Source organism: Dactylosporangium sp. NPDC048998 (genome assembly GCF_043197855.1).
GTDB lineage: Bacteria > Actinomycetota > Actinomycetes > Mycobacteriales > Micromonosporaceae > Dactylosporangium.
In genome coordinates this window covers 53441-69737 of the sequence record NZ_JBICTV010000014.1, presented here as the reverse complement: position 1 = coordinate 69737, position 16297 = coordinate 53441, and the positions used below count along the sequence as shown (strand labels likewise).

The window sequence follows — 16297 nt, the reverse complement described above, 5'->3', positions numbered from 1 at the left end:
ACTCTGTCGCAATGCATTGTGACAATGCAAGGGGTAGCATCTCCGGTCATGCCGATCCATCACGCGGTGCTGTCGCTGCTGACGCATGGGCCGAGCTACGGCTACGAGCTCAAGGGCGCCTTCGAGACCGCGGTCGGCCCGCAGTGGGGCCCGCTGAACATCGGCCACCTGTACCAGATCCTGGACCGGCTCTCCCGCGACGGCCTGGTGGTGTCGCAGCGGCACGCCCAGGCGGTCAAGCCCGACCGCGTGGTCTACGAGATCACCGACGCCGGCCGCGGCGAGCTGCGGCGCTGGCTGGGCGAGGCCTCCCCGCGCAGCGGCGGCTTCCGCGACGACTTCTTCCTCAAGGTCACGGCGGCGGCCCGCTCCGGCGACGCCGACACGGTCAAGACGGTGCTGAGCCAGCAGCGCACCTACCTCATGCGCGAGCTGCGCAACCTCGACGGGCTACGGCGCAAGGCGGACAACCCGGTGGTGGCGCTGCTGCTCTCCGCGGCCACCCGCCACGTGGAGGCGGACCTGTCCTTCGTGGACGACGCCGACCGGGCCCTGCTGCGCACGCCGGGCGCGCTGTCGGCCGCCCCGCGGCGCCCCGAGGCCGAGACCGAGGGGCTGCGCTCAGCGGGGTAGCAGGGCGCCCGGGTTCAGGCCCGGGACCTCGTAGGGCTCGCCCAGCAGCCGCGCCGCGGCCAGCCGGGCCAGCGCCGGCGCGGTCTGGATGCCGGTGCCGCCGAGCCCCGCGAACCAGAAGAACCCCTCCTGCTTCGGGTCGGGGCCGAGGATCGGGTTGCGGTCGGGCGCGAACGTGCGCAGGCCCGCCCAGCTCGTGCGCACCCGGGCCAGGCGCAGGGTCGTCGCCGCGGCCACGCGCTCCACGGCCACGCTGACGTCCTGGGGCGCGGCGACCGCGTCGGTGGGCGGGCTCGGGGTCTCCTCGGCGGCCGAGACGAGCAGGCCGCCGCGCTCCGGGCGGAAGTAGTAGCGCTCCGCCACGTCCACGACCAGGGGCCAGGCCGGGCCGACGCCCTCCGCGGCGGCGATCGCCACCGTGCGGCGGTAGCTGCTCAGGCCTGCGCCGGGGACCTCCAGGCGGGCCGCGACCGCGTCAGCCCACGCGCCGGCGGCGTTGACGATCCGCCCGGCGGTCAGCTCGCCGCGGTCGGTGGTGCACCCGGACCGGGCCGAGCGGACCGTCGATCGTGTCGGGCGTCAACCGGCGGCGAGCACCGAACAAGGGCATCACCGGAGGGTACGTGCCCGGCCGCACGCGCGCCGACCACATCGATCGGGCATACGCAGTGCCGTGCGGGTGGTCTGTCAAAATCGGCATCGTGGCGAGTTCCGTCGATCTTCGCAGTCTCCGCGAGCTTGTCGATCATGTCGCCGTAGGCCTCGCTGGCGCCGGCGGCCACCGGGACATCCCGGCGGCGTTCGGTCGTGCCGGCATCGGTCCCGACCGGTGAGGGCAGCAAGACCGAGCGAGCTCGCCGCAGCGTCGAGACGGTCCCGGACGAGGACCTGCCCGGTGTCGCCCGGCAGATCCTTGCCGCTGGCGTCGCCCGCGCCGATACCCGCAACGCGATCGAAGACCTGCTCTGGGTGGCCGAGCCAGGGCCGCAGATTCCGGCCCGTACCCGCCGCGACCTGGCCCGCGCTCTGGATCTGGACGTATTCCTGCCCGCGTATGAGCGCTTCAAGGCGCTGCTGCACCGGCTGTGGGTCCTCGGTGAGGACACCGACTTCTTCTTCACCCCGGGCGACGGGTGGAGTCTCAGCGCTGAGATCGACCGGCACGTACGCAACAACCCGGACTGGACCGCCGAGTACCTGTTCGAGCGGATCGGCGCGTTCGACGCCATCGACCAGCGGTTCGCGCGCTTTTTGGAAGGGCTCGTGTCCGGCCAGACCCTGGTGGACGAGGACGCGCAGCGCCGCGTCGCCGCGGTGTGCAACGAGCACCTGCACCGCGTCGGGCTCGAGTTGCGCGAGACCGGGGAAGCCGACGGCTACCCGGTGTTCCACCTGACCTCGACCCGGGCCCACACCGGCCGGCCGAAGACGCTGATCTTCGCCACGCCGCGCAAGCCGGACCTGCGGTTCCACGTGCTCGACAACGAGGTCGAGATCGCCACCGGCGCGGACCGGGTGCTGATCTACGACCGGCCGATCTCCCAAGACGGCCTGCGGTGGCGGGACCTGCAGGACTGGTGGAAGGACCGGCAAGGCCTGACCAGCGACGACGAGGTCAGACACACCCTGTGGCAACGGCTGTGGGACAGCCTGCCCGAATCGCCGCCGCAGCGGCTGCTGTTCGAGCTGTACCGGCAGATCCACGGCGCGCGCGGTGCCGACCTGCCGGCGCTGCTGCCCGAGGTGTGGCTGCACTGGGATCCGAAGACGGTGCAGGAGCGCGGGGTCAACGCCATGCGCAACCTGCGCATGGACTTCCTCATGCTGCTGCCCGGCGGCCACCGGATCGTGCTCGAGGTCGACGGCAAACACCACTACGCCACCGGCGACCGCGCTGACCCGGCTGTGTACGCGGCCACCATGCGCGGTGACCGCGACCTGCGGTTCGCCCGCTATGACGTGTTCCGCTTCGGCGCCGCTGAACTCGACAGCCAGGCACGCGCCCTGCCCCTCCTGCGGGCGTTCTTCGCCGACCTGTTCCGGACTTATCAGGTGACTTGACCGCTACCACCGTCCAGTGACACCGCCGGTCCGGCACCGACGTCTCCGTTGAATAGCACCTATGTTCGATTATGCTGCTCAGGGTGTATGCCGAGACCGTCCGCCGTTGGTGGAATGGCAGCTGGGGACGGCTGAACCGCCGCGACGTCTACGTTCGCACGGACGGCGTCTCGTTCGAGGTCGAGGTGCGCCTGGGCGGGGCGAACGGCCACCGATGGCGCCGCGAGTACACACTCGCCGGGACGCGCTCGACGAGGCGCAACGGCACCTCGCGGCCGACCAGACATGGAAGGACCTGACCGCCGCGCACCAGCCGCGGAACCGGCCGGCTGCGCTAGCGGGGGCCGGTGAGGCGGTGCGGGTGGGCGGCGCGCAGGTACCGCATCGCGGTGCCGGCCTCGATGCCGAAGAGGTGGATCAGCCGGACCGGGTCGGCGGTGACTGCGGCCTCGTGCAGGATGCGGTCGGTACGCAGGCCGGTCGGGTGGACGCCGAGGCGGCGCAGCGGGAGGAAGAGAACCGCGTTGGTCACCGGCGGTTGCCTGCCGGCACCGCCCGACCTGCCAGTGCTTCGCCACCCTCAGCTCGGCGGCAACAGACGGCCGTGGCCGGCCCGGCGCCGCGGCACGGGCCGCATCCGTTCGCCGGCCGGCGTCGTCCCGTCCGCGGCTCGGGCCGGCTCGCCCAGCGGCGCCGCCGCGTCGGCGAGGGGTTCAGCTTCCAGCAGGTCGCCGACGGTGCACTGCAACGCCGCGCAGATGCGGTCCAGGTCGTCGAGGCGCACCGAGATCGGCTGGCCACTCCACAGCGCGGCGACCTTGCTCAACGAGGCGTCGAACCCGACCTCCAGGAACGCCTTGCGCAGATCGCTCGGCCGCCAGATGCCACGCTGCGCCGCCGCCCAGCGCAGGTTCCACTTCACTGCAGCCTCCCCGTGTTGCCCACCAGCCGCTGCACCGCCCGGTCCGCCGCCTCGAGCGCCGCCTGCTCCGGATCGCCGTGCGCGGAAATGGTGACGTTGGGTATTGGAACTGTCCGAATGCCCGGGATAGGCGGGTCTTCAAGTCGGGATGTCGCCGGATTGATCGGTGCGGCGCGGGTCTCAGTCGGTCGTCGAGGCGAGCCCTGGTTTGGACAGACCTTCTTTTTGATACTCCAGGGACACCACGTCCTGGCGGCGTTGTCCGAGGTACCAGTTTCCGGTCTCGTTCATGTCGAGGGTGCGCCGTAACAGGTCGGAGCGACCGGCGGGAAGTTCGCCGAGTACTTCGCCGCGGGGGGACACCACCATGCTTGGGCAGTGCTGATCGGGATGCGCGATGTTGGCGGATGCCAGGAAGCGCTGGTTCTCGGCGGCCCGGCTGATCAGGTGGCTTCGCCAGACGCCCTCGGCTTCGCTGGTGTTCGCGGCGTTGGTGAGGTAGACGAACAGCTGAGCCCCTGCCGTGGCCAGGTACTGCCATTGTTCCGGGAACCGGATCTCGCGGCAGAGTTGCATGCCTGCGGTGATGTTCCCGTCGGGATGCGGGATGTCGATGGTCGGGAGGAGGTCGCCGGGGGTCAGTTGGCCACGCTCGTTCATCGCGAGGTTGATTTTCCGGTAGATCTGGTGGCGGCCGTCGGCGGGGAAGAACAGGCCGGCGTTGCACCATCCGCCATCGTGAGGGAGCAGCGATCCGCAGAAGATGTGTACCTGCTTCTGCGCGGCGAGTTGGGCCGTTCGCGTAACGGCGTGGTTCACCGTGGCGGGGTCCATGCTGTGCAGCCGGGTCAGGTCCTCGCCGTAGCCGGAGAGCATGCCTTCGGGAAGGACGACCACGTCGCCGGGGTGGGTCTCGCCGAGAACCTCGCGCACGGTGCTCAGGTTGGCGTCGATGTTCCAGGTGACGGGGACTTGGGCGATCATGATGGACATCTGCACTCGGCAATCTTGAAGGACAGTCGAACGCCTGCCCCCGTCGGGTCCAGTCACTCAGCTCGTTGTTGACGTGTGCGGTTGCTGAGGTCGGCGGCGTAGCTGGCCCAGTCGCCGGCGGAGATCTGTTGCCAGCGGACGGCGGAGTTGACGCTGATCCCGAGTGTGCGTGCGAGGATCGCGGCCGGGATTTCGGTGGCGAGTTGGAATAGTGCGGTGCTGCGGGCCTGGTTGGGGCGGATACCGAGCTGGTTGAGTCGCAGCTTGAGTCGTTCGGTGCTGATGGGGCGTCCGGGTTGTCCTCCAGGGAACAGCCAGCGTGACGGGGCGGCCGCGCCGATGGTGGCGTGGCCTTTGCGGGTGGCGACGACGTCGCGGGCCAGGTTGTCGACGGGGTGAGGCAGGCGGATGGGTGTGCGGCCGAAGCGGATGCTGACGTCGTCGCCGGTGACGGTGATCTGGTCGGTGGTCAGCAGAGCGATGGTTGATGGGCGTTGGGCGTAGAGAAGCAGCAGGAGGCCGGCCAGGCGATCGTCGGCGTCGATGGTGGTGTCGTGCAGTAGCTGCCGGGCGGTCATCCATCGTTGGTCGCCGTCGAGGGCGCTGACCGGGCCTTGCCAGCGTCGGGCTTTGAGGTATGCGCTGGTGAGCTTGTTGGCGTGGGCCCATCGGATGAAGGTGGCGGTCTCGTAGCGGTAGCTTCCGCTGGGGTCGTTTTGCCAGCGTTCGAGGTCGGGCTGCCCGAAGGTGTCCAGGGTGAGGTTGTGGGTGTCGAGCCAGTCGAGGAAGGCCTCCGCGGCGCGCCGGTGTAGCCGGATGCGCAGGACTTGTTGCCGGGTCGTGCGGCGGCCGTTGTTGCGGCTGCGGAGCCGGCGGAGCAGGTTCCAGATCAGGTAGCGGTGCAGGATTCTGCGGCGGTTCGGATCCTGTTGCTGGCAGAGGAAGTCGGTGAGCGTCTGTTCGAGGCGGACGAGTTCCTCGTCGCGTTCGGGCAGGGCGCCGACGGCGACCAAGGTGAGGCGTAGATGCTCGAGCGCTGGGCGTTTCGGCAGCTGGTCGAATGCTTCGTGCGTCAGCGGCATGCGCCCGGCGGCGAGATCTGCCAGGACCGAGGCGGCGGGTTGCTTGGTCAGCCACCGTTTGGCGGTGATGGAGTTTTCGGCGGTGGCGATGTCGTGGCGCAGGGCCAGCAGGCCGGCGGGTAGGTCGGCTCCGGCCGGGCCCATGATCTCGTCCAGGCGCCGGTTGATCCGGCACCGTTCACATCGTCCGGGCTTCGGATGGTCGGGGTCGCTGCAGGCGGGGCAGGCGAGCCAGGCCGGGGGCGGCGCGCAGTCGGCGCAGATCGGGTGGGTCAGGGTTCCCGCGGCGATCGGGACAAGGCGCGTGCAGCGCGAGCAGTTCGCCGTTCGGCGTTGGCAGGTCGGACACCAGGGGCGGCCTGTGGTGCGCGAGATTCCGCATCCGGTGATGTCGCCACAGAGGAAGCAGGTCAGCGTCGGCAGCGCGTGGCAGGTCGGGCAGAGCGGCCCGTCGGCGAGGCGGCGGTTCACCTTGCGGCGTCGTCCGCAGCCGAGGCAGGTCTCCAGGTTCGCGGGGTCGGTGATGAAGCAGTTGGCGCAAATCGGGCCGCCGTCCTGATCGCGGGTCACAGGTTCGCGGCGGGCGCTGCAGCGGGAGCACTCCTCGATGCGGGAGTGCGCGATGCAGGTGCGGCAGACCCGGACTCCGCCCAGCGGCTTGTCGATGCGGACAACACGACGGCAGCCGGGACACGCGGGAAGGACGATGCCTGCGACGCCGGCGGCGTGCAGACGTTCGACGAACCTCGGGATCACCCGTAACGGCGCTCGATGCCCTTCACCGGTGAGCAGGGCCGGGTCGGACTCGATGGCCCACGCGAGTTTCTGCTGATAGGCGCCCTGGCGACAGCACTGGTTCACTGCCGACACGATCGTCTCCCGCTCGGCCCGGGGATCGAGGTCGGCGACAACACGGTGGATCACCGACATCGGATCGCGATCGTCGACGTCGCAGCATTGAGCGCAACGTGGCTGCCCATCACGGTCGATGATCTTCACGCGTTTGGTCTGCCCGCAGCTCGCGCAACAAGCTCTGCGGTGTTCGCAGGAGCTGCAATACCAGTCCTGGCCCTTGCGGGTGAAGGTCTGCAGAGGTTTGCCGCATCCGGCGCAGCACGGCGCCGAGATCGCCGTCGCCCCGGCCGCGCGCACCGCCACCAGCAACTCACCGACCACGCGGGGTGCCGGAGACCGGCCGTCGAGCAGGACTGCGGGCCGTGAGGCCAGGGCGGCGGCGAGCCGCCGTGACTTCGCCCGCCCAGCGGCGACCGCGGCGACGTCCGACTGGATCCGGTCCGGCGCCAGGCCCGGGTCCGCGGCGGCGACGAGGTCCGTAATCAGGCCGACCGGGTCGCTGATCGCCCGGCCGTGTTCGATCGTGGTCATTCGACGCCGCGGATACGTGCTCGTTTCGGCCGTAGGTCCCCGACGCTGTCCGCGGCGCCGGCCGCCTTCTTGCGCCGTGCCGCCGAGGCCGCGGCGATCGGTTCGATCAGGTCGTCCATGGTGCAGTCGAGGATGTCGAGCAGCGCCATGAGCACCTTCAGGCTCAATCGTTCCGGTCGTTCGACGACCAGCCGGTAGACCTGGCTGGACGACAGTTCGATGCCGCGCCGCGCCAACGGGTCGATGAGGTCGGTGGTCTGGAACATGCCGCGCTGGGCCATCACCGTTCGCAGATTCCAGCGGTAGTCCAGCTTGGAGGTCATGTCGGTTCCTGCCTGTTCGTGGGCGGTGTCAGCGCGGGCGCGAGCGCTTTCATCAGGGCGGTGTTCATGTAGTCGTCGCTGACGTGGGTATAGATCGCCGTGGAACTGTCGCACTCGTGGCCGACCTGGGACTAGATGAACCGGCGATCGACCCCGTCCTCGGTGAGGTGGGTGACATAGCTGTGCCGGATCGAGTGCGGGACCAGCGCTTTCGGCAGCTTCAGCGCGTCGCGGTAGGCGACGAACCGGGCGTTGATCTCCACCGGTTTGATCCGGCCGCCGCGCTCGGTGACCCACAACGCCGGGTGATCGTCGAACCCGAACTTCGGGCGTACGTTGTCGACGTAGTCGGCGACGGCCTCCACCGCCCAATCCATCACCGACAACACGTTGCGGCGCCGGGGTGGCTGGCCCTTCTTCGCCTTGCCGTAGCGGACGTTCAGCATGCCGAACCGGCCGAGCTGCGGCGCCTTCGGATTGCGGCCGAAGTCGACCAGGTCCAGCTTCGCTGCCTCGGTGCGCCGAAGTCCCCACCCGTAGATCACCTTGAACAGGGTGGCATCGCGGTAGGCAGCCAGGGCCCCTTTGCGTTTGGCGCGTTGCGCGCGCTCGACCTGATCGTCGGCGTAGTCGAAGAATCGCTGCAGTTCGTCGCGGGAGAACGGCCTGGCTTCCGGACGGCCCTCGTAGCTGTTGAGGTGAGCGATGGTGTTCCAATCGTGGCAGATCGGCACCGGGTGGGTGCCGAACGACTTCTCGCACTCGGCCGCCCAGCCGTAACGGCCGTCAATGAGGAACTCGGTGAACAACCGCAGGCTGCCCTGATAGCCGCGCACTGTCGACGCTGCCAGCTGCTTCTCGCTGGTCAGCCACATCGACCACTCATCGACATGAGTCGCCGACCAGTTCCAGGGGTACTCGTTGGTGAACTCAAGGAACCGGCGAACCAGCCGTTCACCGTTGACGATCGTGTCCTCCCGCAGCCCGCGGGCCGTCTGCTGCGCGCGCCACCCGCGCAGCATCGCTTCGACCATCGCGTCCTGCGGATACAACTGCACGACGCCGGACACCAGCTCCAGCCGAGCCGCACCGGCCTGATCGATCTGCCGCACCCCGCCTCCTGACGCACCCAAACAGCGCGCGAATCTTGCATCAGAAGGGAACGGGTCGTCAAATCAGCAGGTCACAGGTATCTTCCGCCGGTCCGCTATGGTTGCTCAGACAGCCGACTTGATCAGGCAACCAGCGACTTCGCGCCCACCTGGTGCAATACCCGAGCTTTTCGCCAGGTACCGCACCGTCGTGGTCGTCCACTCATGGCCGAGCAACTTCTGCACCTCCCACAGCGACATCCCCGCCTCGTAGTTGTGCGTCGCGCACGCATGCCGCAACAGATGCGGGAACAACGCCCCGCCCGGCGCCGGCAGGAACCGCTCACCCGCCGCCTTCAACGCCCGCCGGAACGTCCCCGGCACCACCGCCAGGCCCGGCGCGTCGATACCCAACGACAGCGCCACCGGCGAGAGCCGCTCCGACGGCCACAACGGCGCATCCGGATGCTCGACATCGTCCGGGAACAGCCCACGGACCTCCTCCACGTACCACCACAACAACGACCGGCCCTCAGCGAACAGGTACCCCAGCCGCTCCCGCGGGCCGGACCCACGGGCCGCCTTACCCTGCACCAGAAACCGGCCCCACTGCCCGGACTCCCAATGCACATCGGCCAGCCGCACCGAGCACAGCTCCGCCGCCCGCACCCCCGACACGTACGCGATCTTCGCCATCACGTAATCCCGGCACGCCACCAACGGCTTGCGCGCCTCCGGCAGCGACGCCCGCCACGCTGCGAAGAACTCCCGCATCGCCCGCCGCGACGGCGGCACCCGCAACCCGAAATCCCCGCGATGTCGGGGCCGGTTGAACCGGTCGACCGGCGACTCGACCGCCACTCCAAACCGCCGCGCGAGCTCACCCGCGTACCGCTGCTCCAGAAACGCGAAGTACCCGTCGATCGCGTTGAGCTTCCGCCGCACTGTCGACGTCGACCGCCGCCCGGTGCCCGTGAAGTACCGATCGAGATCCCGGGCCGTCAGGCGCCACGGCACCACCGCAAGCTGCTCACACACCTCGACGACCGGCCGAACCAGTTTCTCCAGCGTCGACGGGGCCAGCCCTGCCACATCCCTGGCCCACTGGTACTCCGCGAGCGTGTCCAAGAACAGCGCCTGCTCATCGCCGCCACCGTCCGTCCGGCGGCGTTCCAACGTCAGCACATCCGCAAGCCCCGACGCGAGCACCGCGCTGCCGACGGCCGTCGGCAGCGCCGGAACCGCCGACAGCACGCGGGTGCCGGATTTCGCCACACACTCATCGAATCCGCAGCACACTCCTGAAATCCAGGAGTACCTCGCGGATTTCACCCAGCAGGCGGACACCTCTCAGCCATCCGGATGACCTGCACAAACGTCGTCAGCCAGCCCGTGCCTCCGCGGCGAACTCGCACGGACTCCAGCACGCCGCCGTGTGGCTGCTCGAGGCGTTCGCCCGCGGCGGCGCGGGGGTCACGGATACAGGGTGACGGTGCGGTCCAGGGCGACGGCCCGCAGCTGGTCGGCGCGGATCGGCGGTGTCGGGCCGGTGTACTCGACGCCGGCCGTGACCGTGGAGCCGTCCGGGCGGTCGACGGCGACGTAGACGCTCGTGCCGCCGGGCGTCGCGCCGGTGATGGTGGTGACGACGACGTGCTCGCCGCCCGGGCCCGTCGAGGTGTCGCAGGAGACGCGGGCGGGCGGCCCGCCGCTCGGTTCGCACGTCGTGGCGACGAAGCGGCGCATGAGGCCGACCGACAGCACGCCGTCGGCGCCCGGGGCGTGGACGGCGGGCTGCGCCGTCTCGTAGAAGAAGGACGGCTCGAAGACGCCGCCGTCCCCGGTCTCGCCGGCGGGCACCTCGTGGCGCTCGACCACCAGCGCGCCGTCGATGCGCACGCCCGGCGCCGCCTTGTCCACCGCGGTCCGGATCGCCCCGGCGAGCCGCTCCCGGGCGTGCCCGGGGTCCTCGGTCGGCGCGACGCCCAGCAACGTCCGCGTCGGGGTGGGCCCGGGCTTCGCGGGCGCGGCGGCGGAGGTCGGGGCGGCGGGGGCCGGCCGCGGCCCGGGGACGGTCACCGCCGCGACGGCGGCGAGCGCCAGGGCGCTGGCCGCGGCGCCCGCGCCGGCGCCGGCCAGCCGCCGGGCCCGGGCTTGCCGGCGGTACCGCACGACCAGCCCGTCGACCGTGTGCCGCGGCGGCGGCTCGTGCGTGATCGTCTCCTCGAACAGCGTTCGGTACCTCATGACTCCCGCCTCGTCTCGTAGTGCTCGGACGCGAGGGCGCGCAGCGTTTCCAGGCCGCGCGCCGTCTGGCTCTTCACGGTTCCGGTGGAGATGCCGAGCGCCGCGGCGGTCTCCTCGACGGACAGGTCACAGTAGAAGCGCAGCACCAGCACGGCGCGGCGGCGCTCGCCGAGGCACGCGAGGTACGAGTCCAGCGTCATCCGCTCGACCGTGCCGTCCTCGGCGGCGGCCGGCGACGGCAGGTCGCGGTCGGCGTCGAACTCGGCCGGGTGCTCGCGCCGCCACGGTCGCCGGCGCTCGTCGAGCAGGGCGCGCACGAGCATCGTGCTGACGTACGCGTCGAGGCTCACGATCGCCGAGCGGTGCGGCCAGCGGCGGTACAGCCGGCCCAGGACCGTCGCGACGAGGTCCTCGGCCAGGTCCCAGTCGCGGCACAGCAGGTAGGCGGTGCGCCGCCACGCCGCCATGCGCGCGGTCGCGAAGTCGCGGAACTCCGCCTCGTCCAATGCCCTCAACGGCGCCTCCCCTGTCCCTGGCAGAGAAGACGGGACATCCGGGGCTGGCGGTTGCCGGTACCGTGAGAGGAGCCACTTTGCCGGTGAACGTTCTGCATGGAATATTATCTGCATGACCGACTATGGCCACGATCTGCGCTTCGGGACCTTCCTGCCGGCCGAGGCCGCCACCGCGGCGGAGACCCTGCGGCTGGCGGTGCGCACCGAGGAGCTCGGGCTGGACCTGGCCAGCGTGCAGGACCACCCCTACCAGGCCCGCTTCCTCGACGCCTGGACGCTGCTGTCGGTGCTCGCCGCGCACACCGAGCGGATCTCCGTCTTCCCCAACGTGGCCAACCTGCCGCTGCGCCCGCCCGCGGTGCTCGCCCGGGCGGCGGCCAGCCTGGACCTGCTCAGCGGCGGCCGGGTCGAGCTCGGGCTGGGCGCCGGCGCGTTCTGGGACGCGATCGTGGGCATGGGCGGGCCGCGGCGCACCGCGCCCGAGTCGATGCGGGCCCTGGCGGAGGCGATCGCCGTCCTGCGGGCGCTGTGGGGAAACGACCGCTCGGCGCGGGTGGACGGGGAGCACTACCGGCTGCAGGGCGCCCACCCCGGGCCCGGTGCGGCGCACGACATCGGGATCTGGGTCGGCGGCTACAAGCCGCGGATGCTCTCCCTCATCGGCCGGCTCGCGGACGGGTGGCTGCCGAGCTCGCCGTACCTGGCGCCGGACCAGCTCGCCGAGGCCAACCGGCGCATCGACGAGGCCGCGGCCGGGGCGGGGCGGCGGCCGGAGGACGTGCGGCGGCTGTACAACATCGCCGGGACGTTCCGCGGCGACGGCCGGGAGTTCCTGCAGGGGCCGCCGAAGGTGTGGGTCGAGCAGCTCGCGGAGCTGGCGGTGACCGAGGGGATGAGCGCGTTCATCCTGATGGTGCCGGCCGGCGGGGACGCCGACCTGGAGCGCTTCGCGCTGGAGGTCGCCCCCGCGGTGCGCGAGCTGGTGGCCGCCGAGCGGACCCACCCGGGCGGCCGCGAGGCGGCCGATACCAGCGATACATCGGAAATCTCCGAAAAGGCGGTCGTGGTGGCGACCGCCGAGCGGGTCCGCAACGAGACGCTCGCGACGCCGACGCCCGACGACGGCACGCGACTGTCCAGCATCCGGCTGTGGGACGAGGCCGAGCGCCCGACCGGCCCCGAGAGCGACCCCACCGTCCGCTACAGCGCCCGGCAGCGGGCGTCGGGGCAGCACCTCATCGACGTACACAATCATCTGCGGCAGGAACTGGCGCAACTGCGCGACCTCGTCGACCAGGTCGCGGCCGGCGCCCTCGACCTCGGCCGGGCCCGGTCGATCATCAACACGATGGCGATGCGGCAGAACAACTGGACGCTGGGCACGTACTGCGAGAGCTACTGCCGCGTCGTGACCACGCACCACACGATCGAGGACGTCAGCCTGTTCCCGCGCCTGCGGGCGGCCGACCCCGCGCTGGTGCCGGTCGTCGACCGCCTCGAGGCGGAGCACCACGTCATCGCCGAGGTCCTCGAGCGGGTCGACGGGGCGCTGGTGGCGATGGTCTCGAAGCCGGAGGGCATCGCCGCGGTGCGGGAGGCGGTCGACCTGCTCACCGACACGCTGCTGTCGCACCTGTCGTACGAGGAGCGCGAGCTGGTCGAGCCGCTGAGCCGCTACAACGTGATCTGAAGGTCGGCGAGGCTGACGTCCCAGAGCCGGGCGGCCGCCTCGGGGTCGAGCGCGTACGCGGCGACGCCGGTGCGGGTGCCCGGCCGGTTGGGTTCGGCCTCGCGGCAGTCGTCGTAGTAGCGCCCGCCCACGCCGCCGGCGAGCGGCGACGCGGCCAGCAGCGCGGAGGTCGCGGCGCCCTGCTCGGGCGTCTTCCAGCGGATCGGCACGCCGCCGTTGGCCGCCGTGGCGGTCCGCACGAGCTCGTCGACGTCGACGTAGCGCTGCAGGTTGGTCCGGATGCCGCCCGGGTTGAGCGCGTTGACCCGGATCCCGTCGCCGGCCCAGCGCCGGTCCGCCTCGACCGCGAACAGGACGTTGGCGGTCTTGGACTGGCCGTAGGCGAGCCACGGGTCGTACTCGCGGCGCTCGAAGTGGATGTCGTCGAACACGACCGGGGAGCGCAGGTGCGCGCTCGAGCTGACCGCGACCACCCGGGCGCCGCCGGCCGCGCGCAGCGCCGGCAGCAGCCCGGCAGCGAGGGCGAAGTGGCCGAGGTGGTTGGTCGCGAACTGCATCTCCCAGCCCTGCGCCGTGCGGGCGAGCGGCGAGGCCATCACCCCGGCGTTGTTCACCAGGATGTGCAGCGGGCCCTCCCAGACCGCCGCGAACGCGCGAACCGAGCCCTGGTCGGCCAGGTCGAGCGGGGCGACGAGGATCTGCTTGTTCCCAGTGCTCGCGACGAGGTCGGCGGCGACGCGGTCGCCGGCCTCGGTGTCGCGCACGGCGAGGGTCACCTCGGCGCCCGCGCCGGCCAGGGCGCGCGCGGTCTCGACGCCGATGCCCGAGGCGCCGCCGGTGACGACGGCCCGCTTGCCGGCCAGGTCGACGCCCTGCAGGACCTCGGCGGCGGTGGACTCGAATCCGAATGACATGGCGTTCTCCCGATCAGGTGAGCGTGGTGAGGGTGACGTCCCAGAGGCGGCCGGCCGCCTCCGGGTCGAGCGCATGGGGGGCGACGCCGCGCCCGGCCCCGGCCGGGCCGGCCTCGCCGCAGTCCTCGAAGTAGCGGGCCCCCACCCCGTCCAGCAGCGGCGACGCGGCCAGCAGTGCGGAGGTCGCGGCGCCCTGCTGCGGGGTCTTGCGGCGGCGCGCCGCGCCGCCCAGCGCGGCCCGGGCTCGGCGCTCGATCTCCTCCGGGTCGACGTGCCGCTGGAGGTTGGTGGCGATGGAGCCGGGGTGCAGCGCGTTGACACGGATCCCGTCGCCGGCCCAGCGCCGGTCCGCCTCCACGGCGAACAGGACGTTGGCGGTCTTGGACTGGCCGTAGGCGAGCCACGGGTCGTACTCGCGCCGCTCGAAGTGGATGTCGTCGAACACGACCGGGGACAGCTGGTGGGCCGAGGAGCTCACCGACACGACCCGGGCGCCCCGCGCCGCGCGCAGCGCCGGCAGCAGCCCGGCAGCGAGGGCGAAGTGACCGAGGTGGTTGGTCGCGAACTGCATCTCCCAGCCCTGCGCCGTGCGGGCGAGTGGCGAGGCCATCAGGCCGGCGTTGTTCACCAGGATGTGCAGCGGGCCCTCCCAGGCCGCCGCGAACGCGCGCACCGAGGACTGGTCGGCCAAGTTGAGCGGGCCGACGTGGACCTGCTTGTTGCCGGTCGTGGCGACGATGTCCGCGGCCACGCGATCGCCGGCCTCGGTGTCGCGCACGGCGAGGGTCACCTCGGCGCCCGCGCCCGCCAGGGCGCGGGCGGTCTCGACGCCGATGCCCGAGGCGCCGCCGGTGACGACGGCCCGGCGGCCCGTGAGGTCGACGCCGTCGAGGACTTCCGCGGCGGTCGATTCGAATCCGAATGGTGTGGTGGTCGGCATGATCGCCTCCAAGCGATGCCAGCGGTACCATCTGAAACGGAGGAGCCTCCAGATGACTCAACCATAACCGGAGGACCCTCCGGTTGTCAGCAGTTGGAGTGTGACGTGACCCACCCCGAGCGCCCGCTGCGCGCCGACGCCCGGCGCAACCGCGAACGCCTGCTCGAGGCCGCCCTCAAGGCCTTCTCCACGGAGGCGACCGCCGACGTGACCCTGGAGCGCGTGGCTCGCGACGCCGGGGTCGGCATCGGCACGCTGTACCGGCACTTCCCCACCCGGGAGGCGCTCATCGAGGAGGTGTACCGCACGGAGCTGGCCCGCCTGTGCGACGCCGTCCCGCGGCTGCTGGCGCAGCTGCCCCCGGTCGGTGCGCTGCGCGCCTGGATGGACGGCTACATCGACTACATGGCCGCCAAGCACGGCCTGGCCGAGGCGCTGCGCACGGTCATCGCCGCGGGCGGGCAGCCGTTCGCGCACAGCCGCGACCTGCTGGTGGGCGCGATCTCGCGGCTGCTGGAGGCCGGCGCCGCCGACGGGCTGCGCACCGACGTGGCGCCGCTCGACGTGCTCGTGGCGCTCAGCGGCATCTCCCTGGCCGCGGGCGAGCCAGCCCGCCGCGACCAGGCCGGCCGCCTGCTCGACCTGCTCGTCGACGGGCTGCGCGCCCGGCCCTGAGTTCGCTGCCTGTACCGCTCAGTCGCCGTCCTTCTCGCGCTGCAGCGCCAACTCCAGGGCGAGGGCCGTCGCGCCAGTCACGCCCGGCGGGCCAGCGCCAGGGTGGTGCGCAGGTCGAGCACCGTGGCCCCGCCGAGGTCGTCGAGGGTCGCGGCGAGCACCTCCAGCGTGCGGGCCTGACCGGCGGCGTCCTTGGCGCGGAACGGGCCGAAGGTGCGAACCAGCCGCAGGTACCGCTCGGCGCTCATCGGCAGCGGCCGGTCGGTGCGCACCAGGCGGGCGTCGGCGAACAGGCCCGACGAGCGGATGTCGTCGAAGGCCCAGTCGTCATGGCGTACCACCGGCGGGGTCGGGTCGACGGCGGCGAACGCCGCGTCGAACGCCCGGGCGTGGGCGGGGTCCGCGTAGGCGTAGCGGTGCCCGAAGACGGCGAGCGTGCCGCCGGGCCGCAGCGCGTCGAACGCCAGGCGGTTGCGGCGGGCGGGGTCGAGCCAGTGCCAGGCCATCGCGCACCCGACGACGTCGGCGGGGCCGGCCCCAGCCGACTCGAAGGCCGACTCGAACGGCGCGACGAGCACCGTCACCTCCAGGAACCGGGCGCACAGCACCGCCGCCATGCGCTCGTCGGGCTCGACGCAGGTCAGCGCGCCGCCCAGATTCCGCAGCACCTCGGTGCCCTTGCCGGTGCCGGCGCCGATCTCCAGCACGTGGCCCGGCGGGCGCCCGTGGTATGCGGCGATCGCCTCGGCGAGCCCGGGCGCGTAGCCGGGCCGCACGTCGTCGTAGTCCTCCGCCACCTCGCCGAAGCGCGTCCCGTCGCCCACG

17 protein-coding genes and 1 pseudogene are annotated in these 16297 nt (G+C 71.7%); 5 read left to right on the top strand and 13 right to left on the bottom strand.

The window, feature by feature from the left end:
- Positions 1-48 precede the first annotated feature (48 nt).
- Positions 49-633, top strand: coding sequence for a PadR family transcriptional regulator (locus ACGFI8_RS28295; RefSeq protein ID WP_392809438.1), 585 nt, complete (start codon positions 49-51; stop codon positions 631-633).
- Here the strand turns inward: ACGFI8_RS28295 and ACGFI8_RS28290 are convergent.
- A pseudogene (locus tag ACGFI8_RS28290) lies at positions 622-1182 on the bottom strand (NAD(P)/FAD-dependent oxidoreductase); the annotation flags it as partial. The gene ACGFI8_RS28295 and the pseudogene ACGFI8_RS28290 overlap by 12 nt on opposite strands.
- A gap of 258 nt (positions 1183-1440) precedes the next feature.
- Between ACGFI8_RS28290 and ACGFI8_RS28285 the strand changes: the two are divergent.
- Both ACGFI8_RS28285 and ACGFI8_RS28280 read left to right on the top strand, forming a co-directional pair.
- On the top strand, positions 1441-2694 hold the full coding sequence (locus ACGFI8_RS28285; protein WP_392809436.1) for a hypothetical protein: 1254 nt from the start codon (positions 1441-1443) through the stop codon (positions 2692-2694).
- Positions 2695-2777: 83 nt separating this feature from the next.
- Positions 2778-2993 carry a hypothetical protein gene (locus ACGFI8_RS28280; protein WP_392809435.1) on the top strand — a complete coding sequence of 72 codons (216 nt, stop codon included), beginning with the start codon at positions 2778-2780 and terminating at the stop codon, positions 2991-2993.
- 35 nt (positions 2994-3028) lie between these two features.
- Here the strand turns inward: ACGFI8_RS28280 and ACGFI8_RS28275 are convergent, their stop codons facing one another.
- From ACGFI8_RS28275 to ACGFI8_RS28235, 9 genes are all read right to left on the bottom strand, one after another.
- Positions 3029-3226: a hypothetical protein gene (locus ACGFI8_RS28275; protein WP_392809433.1), complete on the bottom strand. Its 198-nt coding sequence runs from the start codon at positions 3224-3226 to the stop codon at positions 3029-3031.
- A gap of 48 nt (positions 3227-3274) precedes the next feature.
- Complete coding sequence (locus ACGFI8_RS28270; RefSeq protein ID WP_392809431.1) at positions 3275-3616, bottom strand: helix-turn-helix domain-containing protein; 342 nt, start codon at positions 3614-3616, stop codon at positions 3275-3277.
- Positions 3617-3796: 180 nt separating this feature from the next.
- Positions 3797-4609, bottom strand: a complete 813-nt coding sequence (locus tag ACGFI8_RS28265) for a carbon-nitrogen hydrolase family protein (protein ID WP_392809429.1) — start codon at positions 4607-4609, stop codon at positions 3797-3799.
- Between the two features lie 53 nt (positions 4610-4662).
- Complete coding sequence (locus ACGFI8_RS28260) at positions 4663-6855, bottom strand: hypothetical protein (RefSeq protein ID WP_392809428.1); 2193 nt, start codon at positions 6853-6855, stop codon at positions 4663-4665.
- Between the two features lie 218 nt (positions 6856-7073).
- Positions 7074-7400 (bottom strand): helix-turn-helix domain-containing protein, encoded by a 327-nt coding sequence (locus ACGFI8_RS28255; RefSeq protein ID WP_392809427.1) that lies wholly within the window; start codon positions 7398-7400, stop codon positions 7074-7076.
- Between the two features lie 131 nt (positions 7401-7531).
- Positions 7532-8470: a tyrosine-type recombinase/integrase gene (locus tag ACGFI8_RS28250; protein WP_392809425.1), complete on the bottom strand. Its 939-nt coding sequence runs from the start codon at positions 8468-8470 to the stop codon at positions 7532-7534.
- 147 nt (positions 8471-8617) lie between these two features.
- Positions 8618-9766 (bottom strand): tyrosine-type recombinase/integrase, encoded by a 1149-nt coding sequence (locus tag ACGFI8_RS28245; protein ID WP_392809424.1) that lies wholly within the window; start codon positions 9764-9766, stop codon positions 8618-8620.
- Between the two features lie 198 nt (positions 9767-9964).
- Complete coding sequence (locus tag ACGFI8_RS28240) at positions 9965-10738, bottom strand: hypothetical protein (RefSeq protein WP_392809423.1); 774 nt, start codon at positions 10736-10738, stop codon at positions 9965-9967.
- The gene (locus ACGFI8_RS28235) at positions 10735-11253 is read right to left on the bottom strand and encodes a sigma-70 family RNA polymerase sigma factor (protein ID WP_392809421.1); all 519 of its coding nucleotides are present in this window, start codon (positions 11251-11253) and stop codon (positions 10735-10737) included. The genes ACGFI8_RS28240 and ACGFI8_RS28235 overlap by 4 nt, the downstream gene beginning before the upstream one ends.
- Before the next feature lie 112 nt (positions 11254-11365).
- Here ACGFI8_RS28235 and ACGFI8_RS28230 point away from each other — a divergent pair, with 112 nt between their 5' ends.
- On the top strand, positions 11366-12943 hold the full coding sequence (locus ACGFI8_RS28230; protein WP_392809419.1) for an LLM class flavin-dependent oxidoreductase: 1578 nt from the start codon (positions 11366-11368) through the stop codon (positions 12941-12943).
- Here the strand turns inward: ACGFI8_RS28230 and ACGFI8_RS28225 are convergent.
- Together ACGFI8_RS28225 and ACGFI8_RS28220 are read right to left on the bottom strand one after the other, a co-directional pair.
- A complete protein-coding gene (locus ACGFI8_RS28225; RefSeq protein WP_392809418.1) occupies positions 12928-13857 on the bottom strand; it encodes an SDR family NAD(P)-dependent oxidoreductase in 930 nt (309 codons plus the stop codon). The genes ACGFI8_RS28230 and ACGFI8_RS28225 overlap by 16 nt on opposite strands.
- A gap of 13 nt (positions 13858-13870) precedes the next feature.
- Complete coding sequence (locus tag ACGFI8_RS28220; protein ID WP_392809417.1) at positions 13871-14797, bottom strand: SDR family NAD(P)-dependent oxidoreductase; 927 nt, start codon at positions 14795-14797, stop codon at positions 13871-13873.
- Positions 14798-14902: 105 nt separating this feature from the next.
- On the opposite strand from ACGFI8_RS28220, the gene ACGFI8_RS28215 reads away from it, so the two are divergent.
- Positions 14903-15472: a TetR/AcrR family transcriptional regulator gene (locus tag ACGFI8_RS28215; RefSeq protein ID WP_392809415.1), complete on the top strand. Its 570-nt coding sequence runs from the start codon at positions 14903-14905 to the stop codon at positions 15470-15472.
- Positions 15473-15549: 77 nt separating this feature from the next.
- Here the strand turns inward: ACGFI8_RS28215 and ACGFI8_RS28210 are convergent, their stop codons facing one another.
- Positions 15550-16296, bottom strand: coding sequence for a class I SAM-dependent methyltransferase (locus ACGFI8_RS28210; protein ID WP_392809413.1), 747 nt, complete (start codon positions 16294-16296; stop codon positions 15550-15552).
- Between the last annotated feature and the right edge of the window lies 1 nt (position 16297).